General features: G+C 53.5%; 16 protein-coding genes. 4 read left to right on the top strand and 12 right to left on the bottom strand.

Annotated elements, in window-relative coordinates; genetic code table 11:
- Position 1: 1 nt before the first annotated feature.
- Positions 2–1,141 (bottom strand): UDP-4-amino-4-deoxy-L-arabinose aminotransferase, encoded by a 1,140-nt coding sequence (gene arnB / locus HEP82_RS00195; RefSeq protein WP_192456246.1) that lies wholly within the window; start codon positions 1,139–1,141, stop codon positions 2–4.
- Positions 1,142–2,393: 1,252 nt separating this feature from the next.
- On the opposite strand from arnB, the gene aegA reads away from it, so the two are divergent.
- The 3 genes from aegA to HEP82_RS00180 all read left to right on the top strand — a co-directional run bounded on the left by aegA (position 2,394) and on the right by HEP82_RS00180 (position 6,230).
- The gene (aegA, locus tag HEP82_RS00190) at positions 2,394–4,409 is read left to right on the top strand and encodes a formate-dependent uric acid utilization protein AegA (RefSeq protein ID WP_192456245.1); all 2,016 of its coding nucleotides are present in this window, start codon (positions 2,394–2,396) and stop codon (positions 4,407–4,409) included.
- A complete protein-coding gene (locus HEP82_RS00185) occupies positions 4,406–4,936 on the top strand; it encodes a 4Fe-4S dicluster domain-containing protein (protein ID WP_192456244.1) in 531 nt (176 codons plus the stop codon). The genes aegA and HEP82_RS00185 overlap by 4 nt, the downstream gene beginning before the upstream one ends.
- A 553-nt stretch (positions 4,937–5,489) precedes the next feature.
- The gene (locus tag HEP82_RS00180) at positions 5,490–6,230 is read left to right on the top strand and encodes a 4'-phosphopantetheinyl transferase family protein (RefSeq protein ID WP_192456243.1); all 741 of its coding nucleotides are present in this window, start codon (positions 5,490–5,492) and stop codon (positions 6,228–6,230) included.
- Positions 6,231–6,298: 68 nt separating this feature from the next.
- On the opposite strand, the gene HEP82_RS00175 is transcribed toward HEP82_RS00180, so the two are convergent.
- Positions 6,299–7,636, bottom strand: coding sequence for an NCS2 family permease (locus HEP82_RS00175; RefSeq protein WP_192456242.1), 1,338 nt, complete (start codon positions 7,634–7,636; stop codon positions 6,299–6,301).
- Positions 7,637–7,865: 229 nt separating this feature from the next.
- Here HEP82_RS00175 and yieH point away from each other — a divergent pair, with 229 nt between their 5' ends.
- Positions 7,866–8,534, top strand: coding sequence for a 6-phosphogluconate phosphatase (gene yieH, locus HEP82_RS00170; RefSeq protein ID WP_192456241.1), 669 nt, complete (start codon positions 7,866–7,868; stop codon positions 8,532–8,534).
- Positions 8,535–8,543: 9 nt separating this feature from the next.
- Here the strand turns inward: yieH and HEP82_RS00165 are convergent, their stop codons facing one another.
- From HEP82_RS00165 to glmU, 10 genes are all read right to left on the bottom strand, one after another.
- Entirely contained in the window at positions 8,544–9,278 is a 735-nt protein-coding gene (locus tag HEP82_RS00165) for an amino acid ABC transporter permease (RefSeq protein WP_192456240.1), read from the bottom strand.
- 1 nt (position 9,279) lies between these two features.
- Positions 9,280–10,020, bottom strand: coding sequence for an amino acid ABC transporter permease (locus tag HEP82_RS00160; RefSeq protein WP_192456239.1), 741 nt, complete (start codon positions 10,018–10,020; stop codon positions 9,280–9,282).
- Between the two features lie 283 nt (positions 10,021–10,303).
- Positions 10,304–11,140 carry an ABC transporter substrate-binding protein gene (locus HEP82_RS00155; RefSeq protein WP_192456238.1) on the bottom strand — a complete coding sequence of 279 codons (837 nt, stop codon included), beginning with the start codon at positions 11,138–11,140 and terminating at the stop codon, positions 10,304–10,306.
- Positions 11,141–11,400: 260 nt separating this feature from the next.
- Positions 11,401–12,135, bottom strand: a complete 735-nt coding sequence (phoU, locus tag HEP82_RS00150; RefSeq protein WP_192456237.1) for a phosphate signaling complex protein PhoU — start codon at positions 12,133–12,135, stop codon at positions 11,401–11,403.
- A gap of 13 nt (positions 12,136–12,148) precedes the next feature.
- The gene (pstB, locus tag HEP82_RS00145) at positions 12,149–12,925 is read right to left on the bottom strand and encodes a phosphate ABC transporter ATP-binding protein PstB (RefSeq protein ID WP_192456236.1); all 777 of its coding nucleotides are present in this window, start codon (positions 12,923–12,925) and stop codon (positions 12,149–12,151) included.
- 52 nt (positions 12,926–12,977) lie between these two features.
- Entirely contained in the window at positions 12,978–13,865 is an 888-nt protein-coding gene (gene pstA / locus HEP82_RS00140) for a phosphate ABC transporter permease PstA (protein ID WP_192456593.1), read from the bottom strand.
- Positions 13,865–14,824, bottom strand: a complete 960-nt coding sequence (pstC, locus tag HEP82_RS00135) for a phosphate ABC transporter permease PstC (RefSeq protein ID WP_192456235.1) — start codon at positions 14,822–14,824, stop codon at positions 13,865–13,867. Before pstC ends, pstA begins: the two co-directional genes overlap by 1 nt.
- 116 nt (positions 14,825–14,940) lie before the next feature.
- The gene (gene pstS / locus HEP82_RS00130) at positions 14,941–15,981 is read right to left on the bottom strand and encodes a phosphate ABC transporter substrate-binding protein PstS (RefSeq protein ID WP_192456234.1); all 1,041 of its coding nucleotides are present in this window, start codon (positions 15,979–15,981) and stop codon (positions 14,941–14,943) included.
- A gap of 426 nt (positions 15,982–16,407) precedes the next feature.
- Positions 16,408–18,243 carry a glutamine--fructose-6-phosphate transaminase (isomerizing) gene (gene glmS, locus HEP82_RS00125; protein WP_192456233.1) on the bottom strand — a complete coding sequence of 612 codons (1,836 nt, stop codon included), beginning with the start codon at positions 18,241–18,243 and terminating at the stop codon, positions 16,408–16,410.
- A 254-nt stretch (positions 18,244–18,497) separates the two neighbouring features.
- On the bottom strand, positions 18,498–19,868 hold the full coding sequence (glmU, locus tag HEP82_RS00120) for a bifunctional UDP-N-acetylglucosamine diphosphorylase/glucosamine-1-phosphate N-acetyltransferase GlmU (protein ID WP_192456232.1): 1,371 nt from the start codon (positions 19,866–19,868) through the stop codon (positions 18,498–18,500).
- Between the last annotated feature and the right edge of the window lie 242 nt (positions 19,869–20,110).

Raw genomic sequence — 20,110 nt, 5'->3', positions numbered from 1 at the left:
TTTATTTTCCCGCCAACTCCGTCAGTGCCGCGACTACGCGGTCAACATCGTCATCGTGCATGTCCGGGAACAGCGGCAGCGAACAGATACGCGCCGAGTTCCAGTCCGTGTTGGGCAGATGCGGATTCGGGAAGCGCTCACGGTAATATTTTTGAGTGTGGGCCGCGCGGAAATGCAAACCCGTGCCGATATCGCGTTCTTTCAGCGCCTGCATCAACCCGTCGCGGCTAATGCCACAACGCGCTTCATCCACGCGAATGATGAACAGGTGCCATGCATGCTGGTGCGGCCAGTCAGGCAACGCCAGCGGTTGATAGGGCAGCGCCGCCAGCTTTTGCAGATAACGCTGCGCCAGCGCTTCGCGGCGAGCATTGTTGGCCGCCAGTTTTTGCAGTTGCACCAACGCAATCGCGGCGCTGATGTCCGGTAAGTTGTACTTGAACCCAGGCGAAATCACTTCCGCCTGCGGCGCACGACCCTGCACCATACGATCGAACGCATCTACGCCCAACCCATGAAATTTAAGGCTACGAATCCGGCTGGCCAGCGCGTCATCATCAGTAACGACCATTCCCCCTTCGGCGCAGGTCATGTTCTTGATGGCGTGGAAAGAGAAAATCGCCGTACCGCTGCCGCCAACGTGGCGACCACGATAGTAGGTACCGGCGGCATGAGCGGCATCGTCAATCACCGCGATACCATGACGGCGGCCGATGTCGTGAATCGCATCGATATCGACAGGCGCGCCGGCATAATGCACTGGAATAATCGCTTTGGTGCGCGGCGTAATCGCAGCTTCAATCGCTTCCGGCGTCACCATCAGCGTATCTCTGTCCACATCCACCATGACCGGCTCTGCGCCCAGAAGTACAATCATGTTCAACGTCGAGACCCACGTCAGCGAAGGCGTGATCACTTCATCGCCAGCGCCAATCCCCAACGCCATTAAGGTAACGTGCATACCCCCGGTTGCCGAACTGACCGCAATGGCCTGTTTAGCCCCAGTCAATTCGGCAAACTGCTGTTCCAATTCATGATTTTTCGGACCTGTAGTGATCCAGCCGGAACGAAGAACCTGTTCAACCGCGGCAAGCTCTTCTTCACCGAGTGCGGGACGGGAAAAAGGAAGAAAATCAGCCATGTAAAAATTCACTCTCGTGTTAATTCAATAACATTGATACATGATGGGATGATTTTTAATCACGGGTCGCATGATTCCCATCAGACAGATTCGGCCAAAGAGCAGGATTGGTGAAAGGGCTCCTTTAAGTACAAAAGCATAATATGACAGTACAATGACCGTCACTCACGCCGCACACCAATGAATGCAGTGAGCATAGCGTGTGTTTCTTAGCTGAATATTAAGAATCCCGATTTATCCAGTCAAAAGGGTAGCAGGGTATCGTTAAACCTACTTTAAATAAATGCAGACACGACAATCGCAGCGACATAACACGATAAAAATAAAGACCTTTTGTGACAATAATCACAATGTAATAAAAATAGAGAAATAATTACGATTTGCCGCAACATGTTTATCTTTGTCACATCGCCGTCATCATAAGTAATTATTATTTATTTTCACTTTCAGTCATTCTTTTATTAATTTTCGTGATACTCACTTTCGGCATTTTCATGTAAGTCTCTGCATAAAGAAAAAATAGTAAATATTTTCAATATCTCAAATTAAAACAGCAAAACGGCATAGCGATATCTGAGAATAATTATCATATAAAATCCGTGCTGAATAACGGCAATACGGGTCGGTAAAGAATCAAACTCTATACCTCCAGGCGCGTTTCCCCACCGCCCGGCCCAAACGTTCGGTATTACGCTGGATAATCGGCGTATTCTTCCATTATGGAAATACACTTCTATGGAAATACACTTCTCACCCTCTATATTCATCACGACCGACGGCGTGTCATGGGATGCGCCGCTGGCCCATTTTCCGCAATATCGGCAGAAAGTTATTCCCCCCCGATTTTCTTTTCATTAACAAAAACGGCACCCTTTATTGTCACTCTTTGCCCTGTTTTGCGTCATTTTTGATAAACGCCTGATAAATTTTGGTTATATTTCCCCCCTTTTATCTGTTCTACATCAAAATCCGACGCGGATTGAGCCGCTAGGATGAAAATATATGCGGTGTTACCTGGTCAGACGCAACAGTCATCAGGAAGCGCTGCCTGATGGGAGGTTCGTTGTTTTTCTCCTGACGAGATACCGACCGCGCCCCCTTCCCAATCTGTTTTCCGGGCGCTCAAGACGGAACCCTGCGAATCCGCAGCAAGCCAAAAATGTAAGTACATACTTACACGCTGGGTTATGCCTTCGCCTTAATGACCGCGCCCTTATGTTGAATTGATGCTGTTACCCGGTCAGGAGAGGATATGAATCGGTTTATCATCGCGAATACAAAGGATTGTATGGGCTGCAGAGCCTGCGAGATCGCCTGCGTTATTTCCCATAACCAGGGGGTTTACCCGGAAAGTAAAGAACACTTCAAACCCCGCATCAGGGTGTTCCACCAGGCCGAACGTCACACCGCCGTGACCTGCCGCCATTGTGAAGATGCGCCGTGCGCCAGTGTTTGCCCAACTCAGGCGCTGGTTAGAAAAAACGAGAGTATTCAACTTATTCAGGAAAAGTGCATTGGTTGCAAAACCTGTGTACTGGCTTGTCCGTTTGGCGCGATCAGCGTTGAAAACCAGCAAGGTACAGCAACCGCGCACAAATGCGATCTGTGTGCCGATCGCACTGAAGGCCAGGCGTGCGTAGCAGCCTGCCCAACTCAGGCGCTCCAACTTGTCAGTGAGCGCTCACTAGAAGAACAACGCAGGGAAAAGCAGCGCCGCAGCGCATTGAGCGCCGGGCCGGGGATACAACGGCCACTGCCGACCCTAACAGACATAGCCCGGCATCCACACCCGTTGGAAAAACGGAAAAACTGGCCAAGGCTGGATGCGGAGAAAAAGCCGCTTACCGAGCGCATTTCCACTTTTAATGAGATTTATCGGGGCTTTACCCCCGCCCAAACTGAAGATCAGGCCAGCCGCTGCATGCGCTGCGGCCATCACGCCGTTTGCGAATGGACCTGCCCTCTGCACAACAATATTCCAGAGCTATTGAAGCTAGCGCGGGAAGGAAAAATCATGGAGGCAGTGGAGCTTTCCCATCAAACCAGCAGCCTGCCGGAAATCTGCGGTCGGGTTTGCCCGCAGGACAGGTTATGCGAAGGCGCCTGTACGCTAGGTAAAAACTATGGCGCGGTTACGGTGGGCAACATCGAACGCTACATTACCGATACCGCACTGAAAATGGGCTGGAAACCCGACCTCAGCCAGGTCAAACCGACGGGGAAACGCGCCGCTATCGTCGGCGCCGGGCCTGCCGGCCTAGCCTGTGCCGATGTGTTGGCGCGCCATGGCGTTCAGGCGGTGGTGTTCGATCGTCATCCGGAAATCGGCGGATTGCTGACCTTCGGTATTCCGGCGTTCAAGCTGGATAAATCCCTGTTGATTCAACGCCGGGCGCTTTTTTCGGCCATGGGTATCGAATTCCGCCTGAATACTGAAGTCGGACAAGACATCAGCATGGCGCAACTGCTTGATGAGTTTGATGCCGTCTTTCTGGGCGTAGGCACCTATCGTTCGATGAAAGCCGGTATCGATAATGAGGACTCTCCCGACGTTTACGACGCACTGCCTTTTCTGATCGCCAACACCAAACAAGTGATGGGATTGCCGGAACTGACACACGAACCTTACATATCCATGGCGGGTAAACGTGTGGTGGTTCTGGGCGGCGGCGATACCGCTATGGACTGCCTGCGGACGTCGGTTCGGCAGGGGGCAGCTTCCGTGACCTGCGCCTACCGCCGTGATGAAGCCAACATGCCGGGTTCGAAAAAAGAGGTAAAGAATTCTCGTGAAGAAGGCGCTGAATTTCTGTTCAACGTGCAACCGCAAAAAGTCTGCCTGAATGAAAACGGCGAAGTGTGCGGCATCAGCCTGATCCGAACCGAACTGGGTGAGCCGGATGCCGGCGGCCGGCGGCGGCCGCGCCCGATCCCCGGCTCCGAGTTTATCCAGCCGGCGGATGCCATCATTACCGCCTTTGGCTTCCAGACCCACAGCATGCCTTGGCTGCAGGAAGCGCAAATCAGTTTAGATAAATGGGGCCATATCACCATTCCGGCACCGGGCAGCAAGGGCAAGCTGGCTTGCCAGACTAGCCACCCGCGCGTCTTCGCCGGCGGCGATGCCGTGCGCGGCGCCGACCTGGTGGTGACAGCCATCGTCGACGGCCGTAAAGCGGCGCTGGGTATGATTCAGGTGATGGGGATAGAAGAACACGCCGGGGCACCGGCCGGCATAAACGCCGTTGCGGGAGCGACACAGTTATGAATCAGTTTGTTATCGCCGACTCGTCAAAATGTATCGGTTGCCGCACTTGTGAGATCGCCTGCGCCGTCGCACATGCCGGCCGGGATCAGCGCGTATTGAGTAAAACCGCGTTTTTCCCTCGTCTGAAGGTCATCAAAAGCGCCAACGTCAGCATGCCCGTACTGTGCCACCAGTGTGAAAATGCGCCCTGCGCCAGCGTGTGCCCGCATGATGCGCTCATTCGGCATCGGGATAGCATTCAGGTGATCCAATCCCGGTGTATTGGTTGCAAAAGCTGCGTCATTGCCTGTCCGTTTGGCGCCATTGATGTTGTGAGTACACACTCACAATCAGAAAATGGCACAACCCAAACCGGTAGCGAAGTGCATAAATGCGACCTGTGCGTCGATGTCGCAGACTCGCCATCCTGCGTCAGAGTATGCCCGACATCGGCATTAAAGCTGGTTACGCAGCAGGAATTGCACCAGAAGATCGCCGCGAAGCAACAACAATCCGCCTGGAGTCAGGCGGATATTCGGCTGAACTGAAAACATCCCGCCCAGGGGCAGGCCGCGATCATTCCTCACGCCTTGTTCGCAATCCAACGCCGCGAACAAGGTGACACAGTGAACACAGGATAATCCCTGAGCGCTTAAACGAAGTTTTTGGGTGGCACGTAAAAGGCGAAAGGTTTCACTACGTTCCCGCACAGTTTGTCGGAAACCCGCCAGGCTGTGCGGCGCCCCCTATCATTACCCATCGCAGTGAGACACACCTTTGCGCCGCTGACCCAACACGGGGCCCAACCCAATTTACCGACGATAAAGTCAGAGGCCTTCGCGGGCATATCTGGACGACACCACGAAAAACTCCTCATAATGAGGCGATACACACCTGAGACGGTTTCAGCAGAAATAAAATCAAGTTCAATAGAAAGTGCTTTTTGACGTATTCTTTCCAGGGAAGGATAATCGTCGCCGATTTATCCACCAGTTTTTCTTTAGATCATATATTAGTCTGATAATATGCAGCTGTAATATTCTTCATACAGCAGTTATTCCATAAATAATTATTAGGTTTCGTTGTCATCATGGAGTGAATATGACCTGCCATTTCGTCAGGTGGACAAGCACGGAAGCGCTACCCGATCTGCAGCGGTTATCGGATGACCTTATACTATCCACGCACAGCTTTTCAGTGAAACGCCGGGAACGTTATCTGAAAAGCCGCGCGCTGCTAGCAGAAATGATGTTCTATTTTTTTGGCTATCCGGTTCTCCCACCTTTAATGATTTCCCCTAATGGAAGACCTTGTTTTGTTGATCCCCACCTGCCCGATTTCAGCCTGGGCTATGCCGGCAATACCATTGCGATCCTGCTCAGCGAGGAAGGGAAAGTCGGGATGGATGTGGAGATAGTCCGCTTTCGTTCCCAGCAAACACCGCCCGAACCGCTGCAACCTTTGTCGCATGCGGAAAAAGCCTGGATCAATGCTCAATTAGATCCGCTAGAGGCCGCTACACAATTGTGCACGATCCGCCAGTCGGTGTTGAAAATCCCCGGTTTTCGCAACGGCCCAGAATCACTGAAACTTCATCCGGCTTCTGGTCGGCTGCGCGCCAGGCACATTCCGGACGTGGAGGTCATCAGCGATGTCGATGATTACCTGGCCTGGGCCTGCGCCCACACGCCCAGACTCAGCCGTCTGGTGTTGTGGAGCTACACCTCGGCCTACGGTATGCGGAAATCAGGAGAGATTGTCCATCAGCAGCATCAGTCCAGACGCTACATGCGGCTTATCAGCCATTCGGCGGAGAAAGTCTCGCCGCAGTATGTGATCTGAACGCCGCTACGCCGGCTCAGGGCAACACATTTCGGCGCCGTATCCCGCGATCGAGATACGGCCCGTTGTCAGTGCGCGTCGATAAAAACGATTTTCAGCAGGAATAGTGCGGCGACCACCATGACGCACGGGCTGATTTCACGCCAGCGTCCGGTTGCCGCCTTCATTACCGCATAAGAGATAAAGCCCAGCGCAATCCCTTCGGTAATGGAAAAGCTGAACGGCATCATAATGGCGGTGACAAACGCCGGTACGGCTTCGGTCAGATCGTCCCAACGCACACGCGCCAGGCTGGACGTCATCAGCACCCCCACATAGATTAACGCGCCGGCGGCGGCATAGGCCGGAACCATCCCCGCCAGTGGCGACAGGAACATCACCAGCAAAAACAGCAGCCCTACGACAACTGCCGTCAGGCCGGTGCGCCCGCCGATAGAAACGCCGGACGAACTTTCGACATAGGCTGTAACGGAAGAGGTGCCGATGAAAGCGCCAACGACAGAGCTGATGCTGTCGACATACAGCGCCTGTTTCATGTTCGGAAATTTGCCACGGGCGTCAGTAAGACCCGCTTTATCGGTGACGCCGATCAACGTACCGGAGGAATCGAACAAATTAACCAGCATGAAGGAGAAAATCACACCGGACAGCCCCAGATTCAGTGAGCCCGCCAAGTCCACCTGACCCACCACGTTGTTGACGCTCGGTGGTACCGAGAAGATCCCGGTGTAGTTCACATCGCCCAGCACCAGACCCAGCATGGTGGTGACGGCAATGGAGATGAGTACCGCCGCATGAATATTACGGGACGCCAACACCACAATGATGAAAAAACCCAACACGCCCAGCAATACGCGATGGGACGTCAGTTTCCCCACCGCCACAATGGTTTCCGGATGAGGAACGATAATGCCGGCATTTTTCAGGCCGATCATCGCAATAAACAGACCGATACCGCTGGCGATCCCTAGACGCAGGCTCTGCGGGATATTGGCTACCATCCAGTAACGCACCTGGAAAATCGTCAGTAACAGGAAACCGATCGCCCCCCAGAACACAGCGCCCATCGCCACCTGCCACGGCAGCCCCATCGTACCGACCACCACAAATGCAAAGAAAGCGTTCAGCCCCATCGCCGGCGCCAACGCGACCGGAAGATTAGCCAGCATCCCCATGAAAATACTGCCAAATGCAGCAATCAGGCAGGTAGTGACAAACACGGCTTGCATGTCCATACCGGCCACGCCCAGAATTTGCGGGTTAACAAATACGATATAGACCATTGTCAAAAAGGTAGTAAACCCCGCAATGATTTCCGTGCGTGCCGTAGTGCCGTGTTGTTGCAATTTGAACATGCGCGCCAACAGCCCTACCCCAGCGGCAGAGCCCGTCTGCGATTTATCCATGATTAAGACCTAAAGAAAGGAAAGAAAAACGCCGGGTATCCTATACCAAAAGGTAAGGACGTTAACATGCATCCCGGCTTTTTTTGCAACCGACGGAAGTTATCGCGATTTGTCGCCCATTCCCGACAGGAAACCGTTTTTCGCGCCCGGCGATGCCGTTGTTGAACGCACCGCCTCTGGGGTAAAGTGGCAATTTGTTTCTGTCTATCCCTCCACAAAGGCAACGGCCATGTCCCACATTGAGTGCGTTTTTTTCGACTGCGACGGTACGCTGGTCGATAGCGAAGTGATTTGCTGTCAGGCATACGTGAATATCTTTATTCCCCATGGCGTCGAGCTGCCGCTGACGGAAGTCATCAAAGAATTCAAGGGAATGAAACTGTATGACATCATCGATCGCGTCAGCGCTCGTTTTGGGCTTAACGCCTCGGTAGAACAACTAGAGCATCATTTCCGGCAGGAAGTGGCCCGTTTATTCGAAGAATCGCTCGAACCGATCCCCGGCGTGCGCCAGGTATTGGAAAAATTGCAGGTGCCGACGGCGGTGGTATCCAACGGGCCGGTAAGCAAAATGCAGCACTCTCTCGGGCTGACCGGCCTGCTGACCTTTTTCGAAGACCGGCTATACAGCGGTTACGATATTCGTAAATGGAAGCCCGATCCGACATTGCTGTACCACGCAGCGCAAGCGATGGGCGTAACAACCGAAAACTGTATTTTGGTGGAAGACTCGGTATCCGGCACCCAGGCGGGTATCGCCGCCGGTATCCCGGTGTTTTATTACTGTGCTGATGAACACAATGCCCCCATTCATCACCCGCTAGTAACCATGTTTGACGATATGCACCAACTTCCGACGCTCTGGCAAGAAAGGGGCTGGCGCATCACCGCGAACTGATCGCGCAGCTCAACCGCCCTGTGGGGCTGGTTGAACAGGCACCGTCGACAGCCGACTCTGCCGAAGGCGATGGTGAAAACGGCGGCTGACGGCGTTGGCCGCCAGATCGAGCGCCAGACAAAGCAGGAAGTAAACCAGTGCAACAAACAGAAATACCTCCATCGGATACACCATGCTGCGATTGTTGACCTGTGTCGCCAGAAACGTCAGTTCACCAACGCCTACGATGTACGCCAGCGACGTATCCTTGATCAACGAAATCCACTGATTGATAAACGAAGGCACCATCATGCGCAGCGCTTGTGGCAAGACGATATAACGCAAAACCCGCCAGCGACCAAAACCCAGCGACAACCCCGCCTGCCACTGGCCGCGACCTATCGCCGCAATACCGGCTTTGACGCCGTGCGCCAGATAAGCAGACGCGATCAGCGCCAACGCGCAAACCACGGTGGTAATTTCCGGGATATCCACGCCAAATAGCATCGGCAACAGGAAATACGTCCAGAAAATCAGCATGATGACTGGAATAGCGCGAAAAAATCCCAGTACCGCCGCCAGCGCCGCGCCGGGCCAGCCTCGGCTCATCGCCAGCGCAATGCCCAGCAAGGTTCCCAACAGCGCTGACGCCGTACCGGCCATCAGGCTAAGCGCCAACGTCAACGCCGCGCCGCCTAACGGCCCATCGGGGAAAGTGCCCCACATCAGATAGCCAACGTTATCGCGGATAATGGTGAAATCCATCTCAGTGCCCCTTTATCGGCTGCCGGTGCTGACGCCACATCCCCCACCCTTCCAGACAGGCGATGACGGCAATGTATAACACGGTGGCGACGCCAAACGCCTGGAACGTGCGCAGCGTTTCGGTTTCCACCTGGCGGGATGCGTAAGACAGCTCCGCTACACCAATCGCCATGGTCAGCGACGAGTTCTTGATGATGTTCATGTACTGTCCCAGCAGCGGCGGCAGCGCAATCTTCAATGCTTGCGGCAGCACCACATAACGCATCGCCTGCCCGTTGGTTAAACCCAGCGCGCAGGCAGCGTACTTTTGCCCACCAGCAACACCGGCGATCCCGGCCCGAACCTCTTCAGAAATAAACGCAGCGGAATAGAGCGTCAGGCCAAACAACCCAGCCAAAAACTCAAACGATGGCCAGCTCAGAAAGGAAAACCATAAGGTATGAGGCGTGTTCAGCCACTGCATCAGGCATTCCGGCAACAGTTGCCCAGCGCCGAAATACCAGAAAAACAGCTGCACCAGCAACGGCGTATTGCGAAACAACGCGCAGTACGCCACAACCAGCCAACGCAGCGGCAGCCACTGGCTGTCACGAACGGCGGCCAGTGTCAGCCCCAGCAGGGTAGCTAGCACGACAGTGCTGGCAGCCATCCCCAATGTCATCAAAAAACCCTGCCATAACCACAGCAGATACTGCGGAGCCAGCAGCCATTCAACAATGTGTTGTGCGGATTGAGTAAGCATGATCAGAAAAAATAAGGCCCCCACGACGGGGGCGAAGCCACGACCATCAATGATGGCTTGTTTACATCCATACCCAAACACGTCGGGTTGCGGGAAAACGGGGGCCTTAAACCTCTCCAGATGTCGATGACAAGACGCTCGGGAACGGATTTGCTCGCATTGGCCCCCAAAAAACGAGTCATAAAGCCAATCACCTGCAACATTCGGTATGACGGGTACATATAACCAACTGAAGGAAAACGTTAACCGCGCCACGCTGACGATCCCACGAGGCGCGCGCCCATCAGGCTTTTGGCTGCTGATCCAACGGTGCGAATGTGAAATCGCCACGCGGCTGGGCAGATTGGGTGTCCGGCCCGAACCAGCGATTGTAAATTTTCACGGCATCACCCTGTTTTTCCAGATTCAGCAGTACCTCATTGATTTTCTGGGTCAGGCGGTCTTCGCCTTTCTGTACGCCAATACCTTGATACTCTTTGGTAATACTGAACGGAGAAATGTCGAAACCGGCTTTCTGATCGGCGGGCAGGTTCCCCAGCAACCCAACCAGTTTGGCGTCGTCTTGGGTAATCGCCTGAACGTTGCCGTTACGCAGCGCGGCGAAAGCCAGTGGGGTATCATCGTAGGAAATCACTTTCGCGCTGGGGAAATGCTCGCGCAGCGTAATTTCCTGTACAGTGCCTTTATCTGCGCCGATACGCAGGGTTTTGATGTCGTCCGGCGTTTTCAGCACACCTTTGCGGGCAATGAATTTCTGTCCGGTTGCAAAGTAAGGAATGCTGAAGTTCACCTGTTTGGCGCGTTCATCGGTAATGGTGAAATTGGCGGAGATCAGATCCACTTTTTTCGACGTCAGCAATGGGATGCGGTTTGCCGGATTGGTGGCGCGCAACTCGACTTTGACGCCCAGCGCCTTGCCGATAGCCTCTGCGATATCCACGTCATAACCCACCAGTTTCTTGCTTTGCGGGTCCACATAACCGAACGGCGGATTGCTATCAAACACCGCCACCTTCACCACACCGGCTTTTTGAATATCATCCAGTTTATCTGCCTGCGCGGTGCCAGAGAGAAACACCAACCCCGCCAAAAGCGTTAATGCAAAAACCTGCTTCTTCATTTTTATTCGCCTCTAACCTGCTGTTAATTTGTCTAATTGCAGGCTATCAGCGGGGAATATACTCAGGAAATAACATAAATAGCCATAATATAACCTTATGCTATATCCAACGGGCGGCAACAAAGCATGGCGACACGGTCGTGCATGACGCACCGACGACAAGCCCACGGCATCGGCTGGCAGCCGTTAACCAGCCGGCACGATCGCAAATAAAAAAACACTCTGCGGTGCAGAGTGTTTTTAGTCACTTCGGCAAAAGATTATTCCGGCGTTTGCCCGCTATCTTGCCGCGCCAACAGTTTCTCCAACGCATCGCCGCCCAGATGCCGGAAATCCTGCCCTTTCACGAAATAGAAAATGAATTCGCAAATATTCTGGCACCGATCGCCGATGCGCTCGATGGAACGGGCGCAGAACAGAGCGGTCAGCACGCTGGGAATAGTGCGTGTATCTTCCATCATGTAGGTCATCAATTGACGGACGATACCCTCGTACTCTTTATCTACCTTTTTATCTTCCAGGTAGATCCGCTTGGCTTCATCCAGATCCATGCGGGCGAATGCATCCAACACATCGTGCAGCATCTGGATAGTATGGTTGCCCAACGACTCCAGGCTTACCAACAACGGCTGATGCTGATGGGAGAATTTCTCCAGTGCGGTACGGCAGATTTTATCCGCCACGTCGCCGATACGCTCCAGTTCGGAAATGGTCTTGATGATTGCCATCACCAGCCGTAGATCGCTGGCGGTTGGCTGACGCTTGGCGATGATACGCACGCACGCCTCGTCAATGCTCACTTCCATCATGTTGACTTTGGCGTCGCCTTCAACCACACGCTGCGCCAGTTCTGCATCCTGGTTGTGCATCGCGGTGATGGCGTCGATCAACTGTTGCTCCACCAGCCCGCCCATGGTCAACACCTGGGTACGAATGCTTTCCAGCTCGGCATTGAACTGACCGGAGATATGTTTGTTCAGATTAAGATTGTCCATGCTACTCCCGTAATCAACCGTAACGACCGGTGATGTAATCTTCGGTCTGTTTCTGCCGTGGCGTGGTAAACAGGGTGTCGGTATGGCTGAATTCAATCAGCTCACCCAGATACATAAACGCCGTATGGTCGGAACAACGCGCCGCCTGCTGCATGTTATGCGTCACGATCACCACGGTGTAATCTTTCTTCAATTCGGAGATCAGCTCTTCGATGCGGCCCGTTGAGATGGGATCCAGCGCCGAACAAGGCTCATCCAGCAACAACACTTCCGGGCGGATGGCGATACCACGGGCGATACACAACCGCTGCTGCTGGCCGCCGGACAAACTGTAGCCGCTCTGGTGCAGTTTATCTTTGGTTTCCTGCCACAACGCGGCCTTGGTCAGCGCCCACTGTACGCGCTCGTCCATTTCCGCGCGGGACAGCTTTTCAAACAGGCGAACCCCGAAAGCGATGTTATCGTAAATCGACATCGGAAATGGCGTCGGCTTTTGGAACACCATGCCTACCTTGGCGCGCAACAGGGCGATATCCTGCTTATCGGTGAGGATATTGCTGCCATCCAGCAGTATTTCCCCTTCAGCGCGCTGCTCCGGGTAGAGCTGGTACATTTTATTCAGGGTGCGCAATAGCGTGGACTTGCCGCAACCGGAAGGACCGATAAAGGCCGTCACCTGATTTTTAGCAATCTCCAGCGAAATATTCTTCAGCGCGTGAAACTTTCCGTAATAGAAATTCAGATCGCGCACCTGGATTTTACTGGTGGATGTCTCGGTAGCCATACTCATTAAGACGTCTCTCTTTTTTAGCGAGTGCTGCTTGGCAACACGTTAAAAATCATCAATATTTTTTATTGGCAAACAGCACGCGCGCCAGAATATTCAGCAGCAGCACACACAGGGTAATCAACAATACGCCTGCCCAGGCCAGCCCCTGCCACTCCTTGAACGGGCTCATAGCAAACTTGAAGATAGTGACCGGCAGGTTGGCGATCGGATGCATCAGATCCGTGCTCCAGAACTGGTTCGACAACGAAGTAAACAACAGCGGCGCCGTTTCACCGGCGATACGCGCCACCGCCAGCAACACCCCGGTGAGAATCCCAGACACCGACGCTTTCAGCGTGATGGCGGAAATCATCTTCCACTTCGGCGTCCCCAGCGCATAAGCCGCTTCACGCAGGCTATCCGGCACCAGCTTGAGCATGTTTTCCGTGGTACGAATCACGATCGGCACCTGCAACAATGCCAGCGCAATCACCCCGGCCCAACCGGAGAAATGCTCCATTTTGGCCACGACCAGGGTATAGACGAACAACCCGACCACGATGGACGGCGCCGACAGCAGAATATCGTTGATAAAGCGGATGATTTCGGCAATCAGCGATTTGCGGCCATACTCCGCCAGATAGACGCCGGCCAGAATCCCCAACGGCGTACCGAACAGCGTCGCCCACAGGATCAGCAGCCCACTACCGACGATGGCATTCGCCAGACCGCCACCTGCCGTATTGGGCGGTGGTGTCATTTCGGTAAACAGCGACAGCGTCATACCGTCCACCCCTTTGGTCAGGGTGGAAAACAGAATCCAGATGAGCCAGAACAACCCAAAGGCCATGGTCAGCATGGACATACACAGCGCGATACGGTTCTTCTGCCGCCGCCAGGCCTGCATTTTGCGGCGCGTTTGCGCCACTTCGGCGCTATTTTCAATGCTAATCGATGCCATCATCGCGTTCCTTCATTCTTCGCCAGACGCATGATCATTAACTTCGAACACGCCAGCACGATAAAGGTGATCACGAACAGAATCAGCCCCAGCTCCATCAACGCGGCGGTATGCAGCCCGGTATCCGCCTCAGCGAATTCATTAGCCAACGCCGAGGTGATGCTATTACCCGGCATGTATAGCGAGATACTGTCCAGTTGGTAGGTGTTGCCGATGATAAAAGTCACCGCCATGGTTTCACCAAGCGCGCGCCCCAATCCCAACATGACGCCGCCAATCACCCCGTTTTTGGTGAACGGCAGTACGATGTGCCAAATCACCTCCCAGGTGGTACAACCGATGCCGTAGGCCGACTCTTTCATCATTACCGGCGTCTGCTCGAACACATCACGCATCACCGCTGCGATGTAAGGAATAATCATGATGGCCAAAATAACCCCGGCGGCCAGAATGCCGATGCCGAAGGCCGGGCCGGAAAACAGCGATCCCACCAGCGGGATGCTGGAAAGTACGTTGCCAACCGGTTGTTGAAAATATTTAGCGAACAGCGGCGCGAAGACGAACAACCCCCACATGCCGTAAACGATGCTGGGAATTGCCGCCAGCAACTCAATGGCCACGCCCAACGGGCGCTTCAGCCAGCCCGGCGCCAGTTCAGTCAGAAACAGCGCGATGCCGAAACTGATGGGAATGGCGATGATCAACGCAATCAACGAAGTCACCAGCGTACCGTAGATCGGCACCAGTGCTCCAAACTGCCCGGCGGGGGCGTCCCACTCTTTGGTCCACAGGAACGATAGCCCGAAGGTTTTGATACTCGGCCAGGAAGCAAAAATCAGGGAAACGATAATTCCGCCCAGCAGCAGCAGCGTCAATAACGCCGCCAATCTGACCAGCGCGCTAAAAATCACATCGCCCTGTTTTCCCGGAGGAGTAATGGTTGGCTTGTATTCAGCCATACGTCTCTCTTCTTTTCCAATATGGGGTTTCCCCCCAAGCGTTTCAGAGGCGGATACCCCTTTTCGGTTTATCCGCCCCTGTGACTTACCTAACAACCCTGTCGCGTCCGTCAGAATCAGTACAGAGGCTTACCGCTGCTATCCTTAATTTGGGTTTTCCATGCAGCGCGCACCTGAGATACCACCTCTTTCGGCAGTGTCGCGTAATCCAGCGCAACCGCCTGATCGCCGCCCTTGTTGTAGGCCCAGTCGAAGAATTTCAGCACTTCCGTGCCCTGCTCTGGTTTACTCTGCTCTTTTTGCAGCAGGATGAAGGTGGTTGAGGTGATCGGCCATACATCCGCGCCTTTCTGATTGGTCAGGTCTTGAGCGAAGGACTTGCTCCAGTCAACGCCCTTGGCAGCGTTGCTGAACGTGGCGCCGGTCGGGCTCACTGCTTTGCCATCGGCAGAGATCAGTTTGGTATAGGTCAAATTGTTCTGTTTGGCATAGGCATATTCCACATAACCGATGGCGCCCGGCAGACGTTGAACGAAAGCCGCGATGCCGTCGTTGCCTTTGCCGCCTAAGCCAGTCGGCCAGTTTACGGTGTTGCCAGCGCCAATCTTCTCTTTCCACTCGGCATTGACCTTAGCCAGATAGCTGGTGAATACGTAGGAAGTGCCGGAACCGTCGGCACGGCGCACCACAGCGATATCCTGATCCGGCAGTTTTACGCCCGGATTCAGTTTGGCAATCGCCGCATCGTTCCATTTCTTGATGTTGCCCAGGTAGATATCACCCAGCGTTTTACCATCCAGCGTCAGTTCACCCGCTTTCACGCCCGGCAGGTTGACCGCCAGAACGATACCGCCAATTACAGTCGGAAATTGAAACAGGCCGTCCTGAGCCAGTTTGTCATCAGCCAGCGGCGCATCGGAAGCACCAAAGTCAACGGTTTTGGCGGTGATTTGTTTTACGCCGCCGGAAGAACCGATGCCCTGATAGTTAACCTTATTACCCGTTTCTTTTTCGTAGGAATCAGCCCACTTGGCATAAACCGGAGCGGGGAATGTCGCACCTGCGCCAGTGAGGTTTGCTGCAGCAAAAGCAGAAACCGCAGTCAGAGAAAGGCTTGCAACAACAATACTGGCAACAGTGGTACGCATGAGTTTCATAATCCCTCCTGTGGGATACGTAGGCGTGTAGACCCGGAGCTATTGTTTAATCAGAGTGTAGTTTGCTGGTGGAGAAAATAGGTCAATTTAGTGACACTAAAATGTATTAAGTGTGACAGTTTTATGACACACAGAGAGAGGACGATGTGATGAGCCGTAAACCTCCCGGTGATGGAAGGTGAAACCCGTAACGAGACAAACCATTAAAACAAATAAAAACATAACGTTATATAAAAATTACTTCCAAGAATGATCGCCTTTCCATTGATAACGCCGCTTTTATTTTTGTCGCTTATTCAGTGAGAACAACCATAAAAAAACCTCCTGCACATGAATAATATGACAGGAGGTTTGAGTTAACGATCAGGAATAAATACCGCCATTTACCCTGACAGGGTGCAGTCAGTAGCCCCCTTCAAAAATCGGTTACTCCACTGTCACCGACTTCGCCAGATTACGGGGTTGGTCAACATCCGTCCCTTTGATCAACGCGACATGATAAGAGAGCAACTGCAACGGTACGGTATAAAAGATCGGCGCAATCATGTCTTCCACATGCGGCAACTGAATGATCTTCATCAGCTCACTGTCCGAGGTGAAACCGGCATCCTCATCGGCAAACACGTACAGTTCTCCCCCCCGTGCGCGGACTTCTTCGATGTTGGATTTCAATTTTTCCAGCAGATCGTTATTCGGCGCCACCACCACCACCGGCATATCGGCGTCGATCAGCGCCAGCGGGCCGTGTTTCAACTCGCCTGCCGCATAGGCTTCCGCATGGATATAGGAAATCTCCTTCAGCTTCAGCGCCCCTTCCATCGCGATCGGGTATTGGTCGCCGCGCCCCAGGAACAGCGCATGATGCTTGTCGGAGAAACCTTCCGCCAGCGCTTCAATCAGCTTGTCCTGAGATAACATCTGTTCAATGCGCGCCGGTAAGGCCTGCAAAGCATGTACGATATCTTGCTCAATGCTGGCATCCATTCCACGCAGACGGCCAACACGCGCCACCAGCAGCAGTAACACCGTCAATTGAGTCGTAAATGCCTTGGTAGATGCCACACCGATTTCAGCGCCTGCGCGGGTCATCAACGACAGATCGGACTCACGCACCAGCGATGAACCCGCCACGTTGCAAATCGCCAGCGATCCCAGATACCCCAGTTCTTTCGACAAACGCAGCGCCGCCAGCGTATCAGCAGTTTCACCGGACTGAGACAGGGTGATCATCAAACTGTTGGCGCGCACTGCCGGTTTGCGGTAACGGAATTCCGATGCGATTTCCACATCACAGGGAATACCGGCCAGCGATTCAAACCAATACCGCGACACCATACCGGCATTGTAAGACGTACCACAGGCAATAATTTGAATATGCTGCACTTTCGTCAGCAGGGCATCCGCCTGCGGCCCCAGCTCAGACAGATTGATTTCACCATGGCTGAAACGCCCTTCCAGCGTATTCTTGATAGCCATCGGCTGCTCAAAGATCTCTTTCTGCATGTAATGACGGTAAGCGCCTTTGTCGCCAGCGTCATACTGCACGTTCGATTCGATCTCTTCGCGTTTGACGTCCTGCCCTTGACGGTTAACGATACTCACCGTGCGACGGGTAACTTCGGCGATATCGCCCTCTTCCAGAAAGATAAAACGACGAGTAACCGGCAGCAGCGCCAGTTGATCGGAGGCAATAAAGTTTTCACCAACGCCACGACCAATTACCAACGGACTGCCCGAACGCGCCGCCACCAGTACGTTGGGATCACGGCTGTCCATCAGCACCATGCCATATGCACCACGCAACTGCGCGATCACGCGCAGGACGACATCCCGTAGAGATCCCCCGTTCTGTTGCTGTTCCCAATGCACCAGATGCGCCACTACTTCGGTATCTGTTTCAGAAACAAACTGATAACCGCGGGAAACCAACAGCTCTCGCAGCGATTCGTGGTTCTCAATAATACCGTTATGCACCACGGTGATATGTTCAGATACATGCGGGTGAGCGTTCTGCTCGGACGGCTCGCCATGCGTTGCCCAGCGGGTATGAGCAATCCCAGTTCCCCCTGACAACGGATGATCTTGTACCGCCTCGGCCAGCACCTGAACTTTCCCCAGACGACGTAAACGGGACACCAGCCCCTCACTATTGACTACTGCCAGGCCAGCAGAGTCATAGCCACGGTACTCGAGGCGACGTAACCCCTCCAGCAGGATCTCGGCAATATCTCGTTGCGCAACTGCGCCTACAATTCCACACATCGGTTGTATTCCTGTAGATGTGACATATTGTGTCACTATGATGTCTTTAGACCTGATAGTTCCGGTTAATTCCGGGTTCCCCGAGCCGGGTAGAGTGGGGATATTGTATTTTTGTTCTGTACTCATCTGCCAAATACAGAACAAAAACGCCCTAACCGGGCTATTGTTGCTCAAGCCACCACAAATCAAATTTGAGAACCGCCACGTTCCGTTTATCCGCCACCACAGCCATGGCGGATAAACGGGCAAACACGCTATTTTTTCTTCACCGGGCGCTGCCAGCCCGCGAAATGTGTTTGTTTGACGCGGCTTATTACCAGTTCATTTTCACCGACATTGCGGGTCACTGTCGTTCCTGCACCAATGGTGGCGCCGTTGGCCACCGTCACCGGCGCCACTAATTGGGTATCGGAGCCAACAAACACATCATCGCCAATCACGGTTTTATGCTTATTGGCGCCATCATAGTTACAGGTGATAGTGCCTGCGCCAATGTTCACTCCGGCGCCAATTTCCGCATCGCCAAGATAGGTCAAATGTCCAGCTTTGGAACCTTTGCCCAGACGCGCTTTTTTCATTTCCACAAAATTGCCGACATGTGCGCCCTCGCCCAATTCAGCCCCCGGACGCAAACGGGCAAACGGGCCGATAGTGCATTGCGCCGCCAGCTCAGCCTGTTCCACCACAGTATAAGGGCTAATCTCGCAATCACTGCCAATCACGCTGTCGCGAATCACGCAACCTGCACCGATTTTCACCCGATCACCAAGTGTTACCCGACCTTCCAGTATGACATTGGCGTCGATAGTCACATCCCGACCGTGCTGCAACTCGCCGCGTAAATCGAAACGAGACGGATCAAGCAACATTACGCCAGCAAGCAGCAGACGCTCTGCCTGTTCATGCTGAAAGACACGCTCCAGCGCAGCCAGTTGCAACCGATTATTGACGCCTTCTACTTCGCTCAAACGCGCCGGATGAACCGCTGCCACGCGACGACCTTCCTGATAAGCCATCGCAATGATATCGGTGAGATAGTATTCGCCCTGCACATTGTTATTGGTTAACTGGCCTAACCAGCGTTTCAAATCACAGCCGCCGGCGACCAGAATACCGGTATTGATTTCCTTGATCCGGCGCTGCTCCTCGCTGGCGTCCTTATGTTCAACAATCCCGACAATTTCACCCTTTTCCCGAACGATACGGCCATATCCTGCCGGATCATCCAATTCCACCGTCAGCAGGCCGATACCGCCTTCTGGTTTGGCGTCAACCAGACGCAATAATGTCGCCGGAGAGATCAACGGCACATCGCCGTACAGAATCAGGATATCCTCATCGTCAGCAAAACCGGCCGCCGCCTGCTGAACTGCATGCCCCGTACCCAGTTGCTCAGACTGTATAACCCAGTTAACCCCGGTAGAGCCCAATGCCTCCCGCAACTGATCGCCGCCGTGGCCGTAAACCAAATGAACGCGCTGTGCCCCCACCTGCATGGCGGCATCAATCACATGTCGAACCATTGGCTTACCGGCAAGTGGATGGATAACTTTGGGAAGGTCGGAATACATGCGTGTTCCCTTGCCAGCGGCAAGAATCACCACGCTCATCGCGCTGTTTGACATAGGCATCCTGACTAAAAACAGAGTAATGTCCCATATAAATGGACGAACAAAAGTAAACCCGTTATCGCACCGGATTACTACATATTTTTCAACGAAACATACCGAACTAAAAGCTATTTCGGCTGAAAAATGTCGACAATTCCTCCCCTGAAACAATCGGCGTCCGGCGATCGCTCTCTCCCTGAATTCGTTAGCCTGGAAAAAGAACTGACTCAGATCTGATCGTTAACGTAAATCTCATT

It is taken from the genome of Musicola keenii, from assembly GCF_014855505.1.
GTDB lineage: Bacteria > Pseudomonadota > Gammaproteobacteria > Enterobacterales > Enterobacteriaceae > Musicola > Musicola paradisiaca.
The sequence above is the reverse complement of the archived record's forward strand: the minus strand, read 5'-3'. Positions and strand labels throughout refer to the sequence as shown.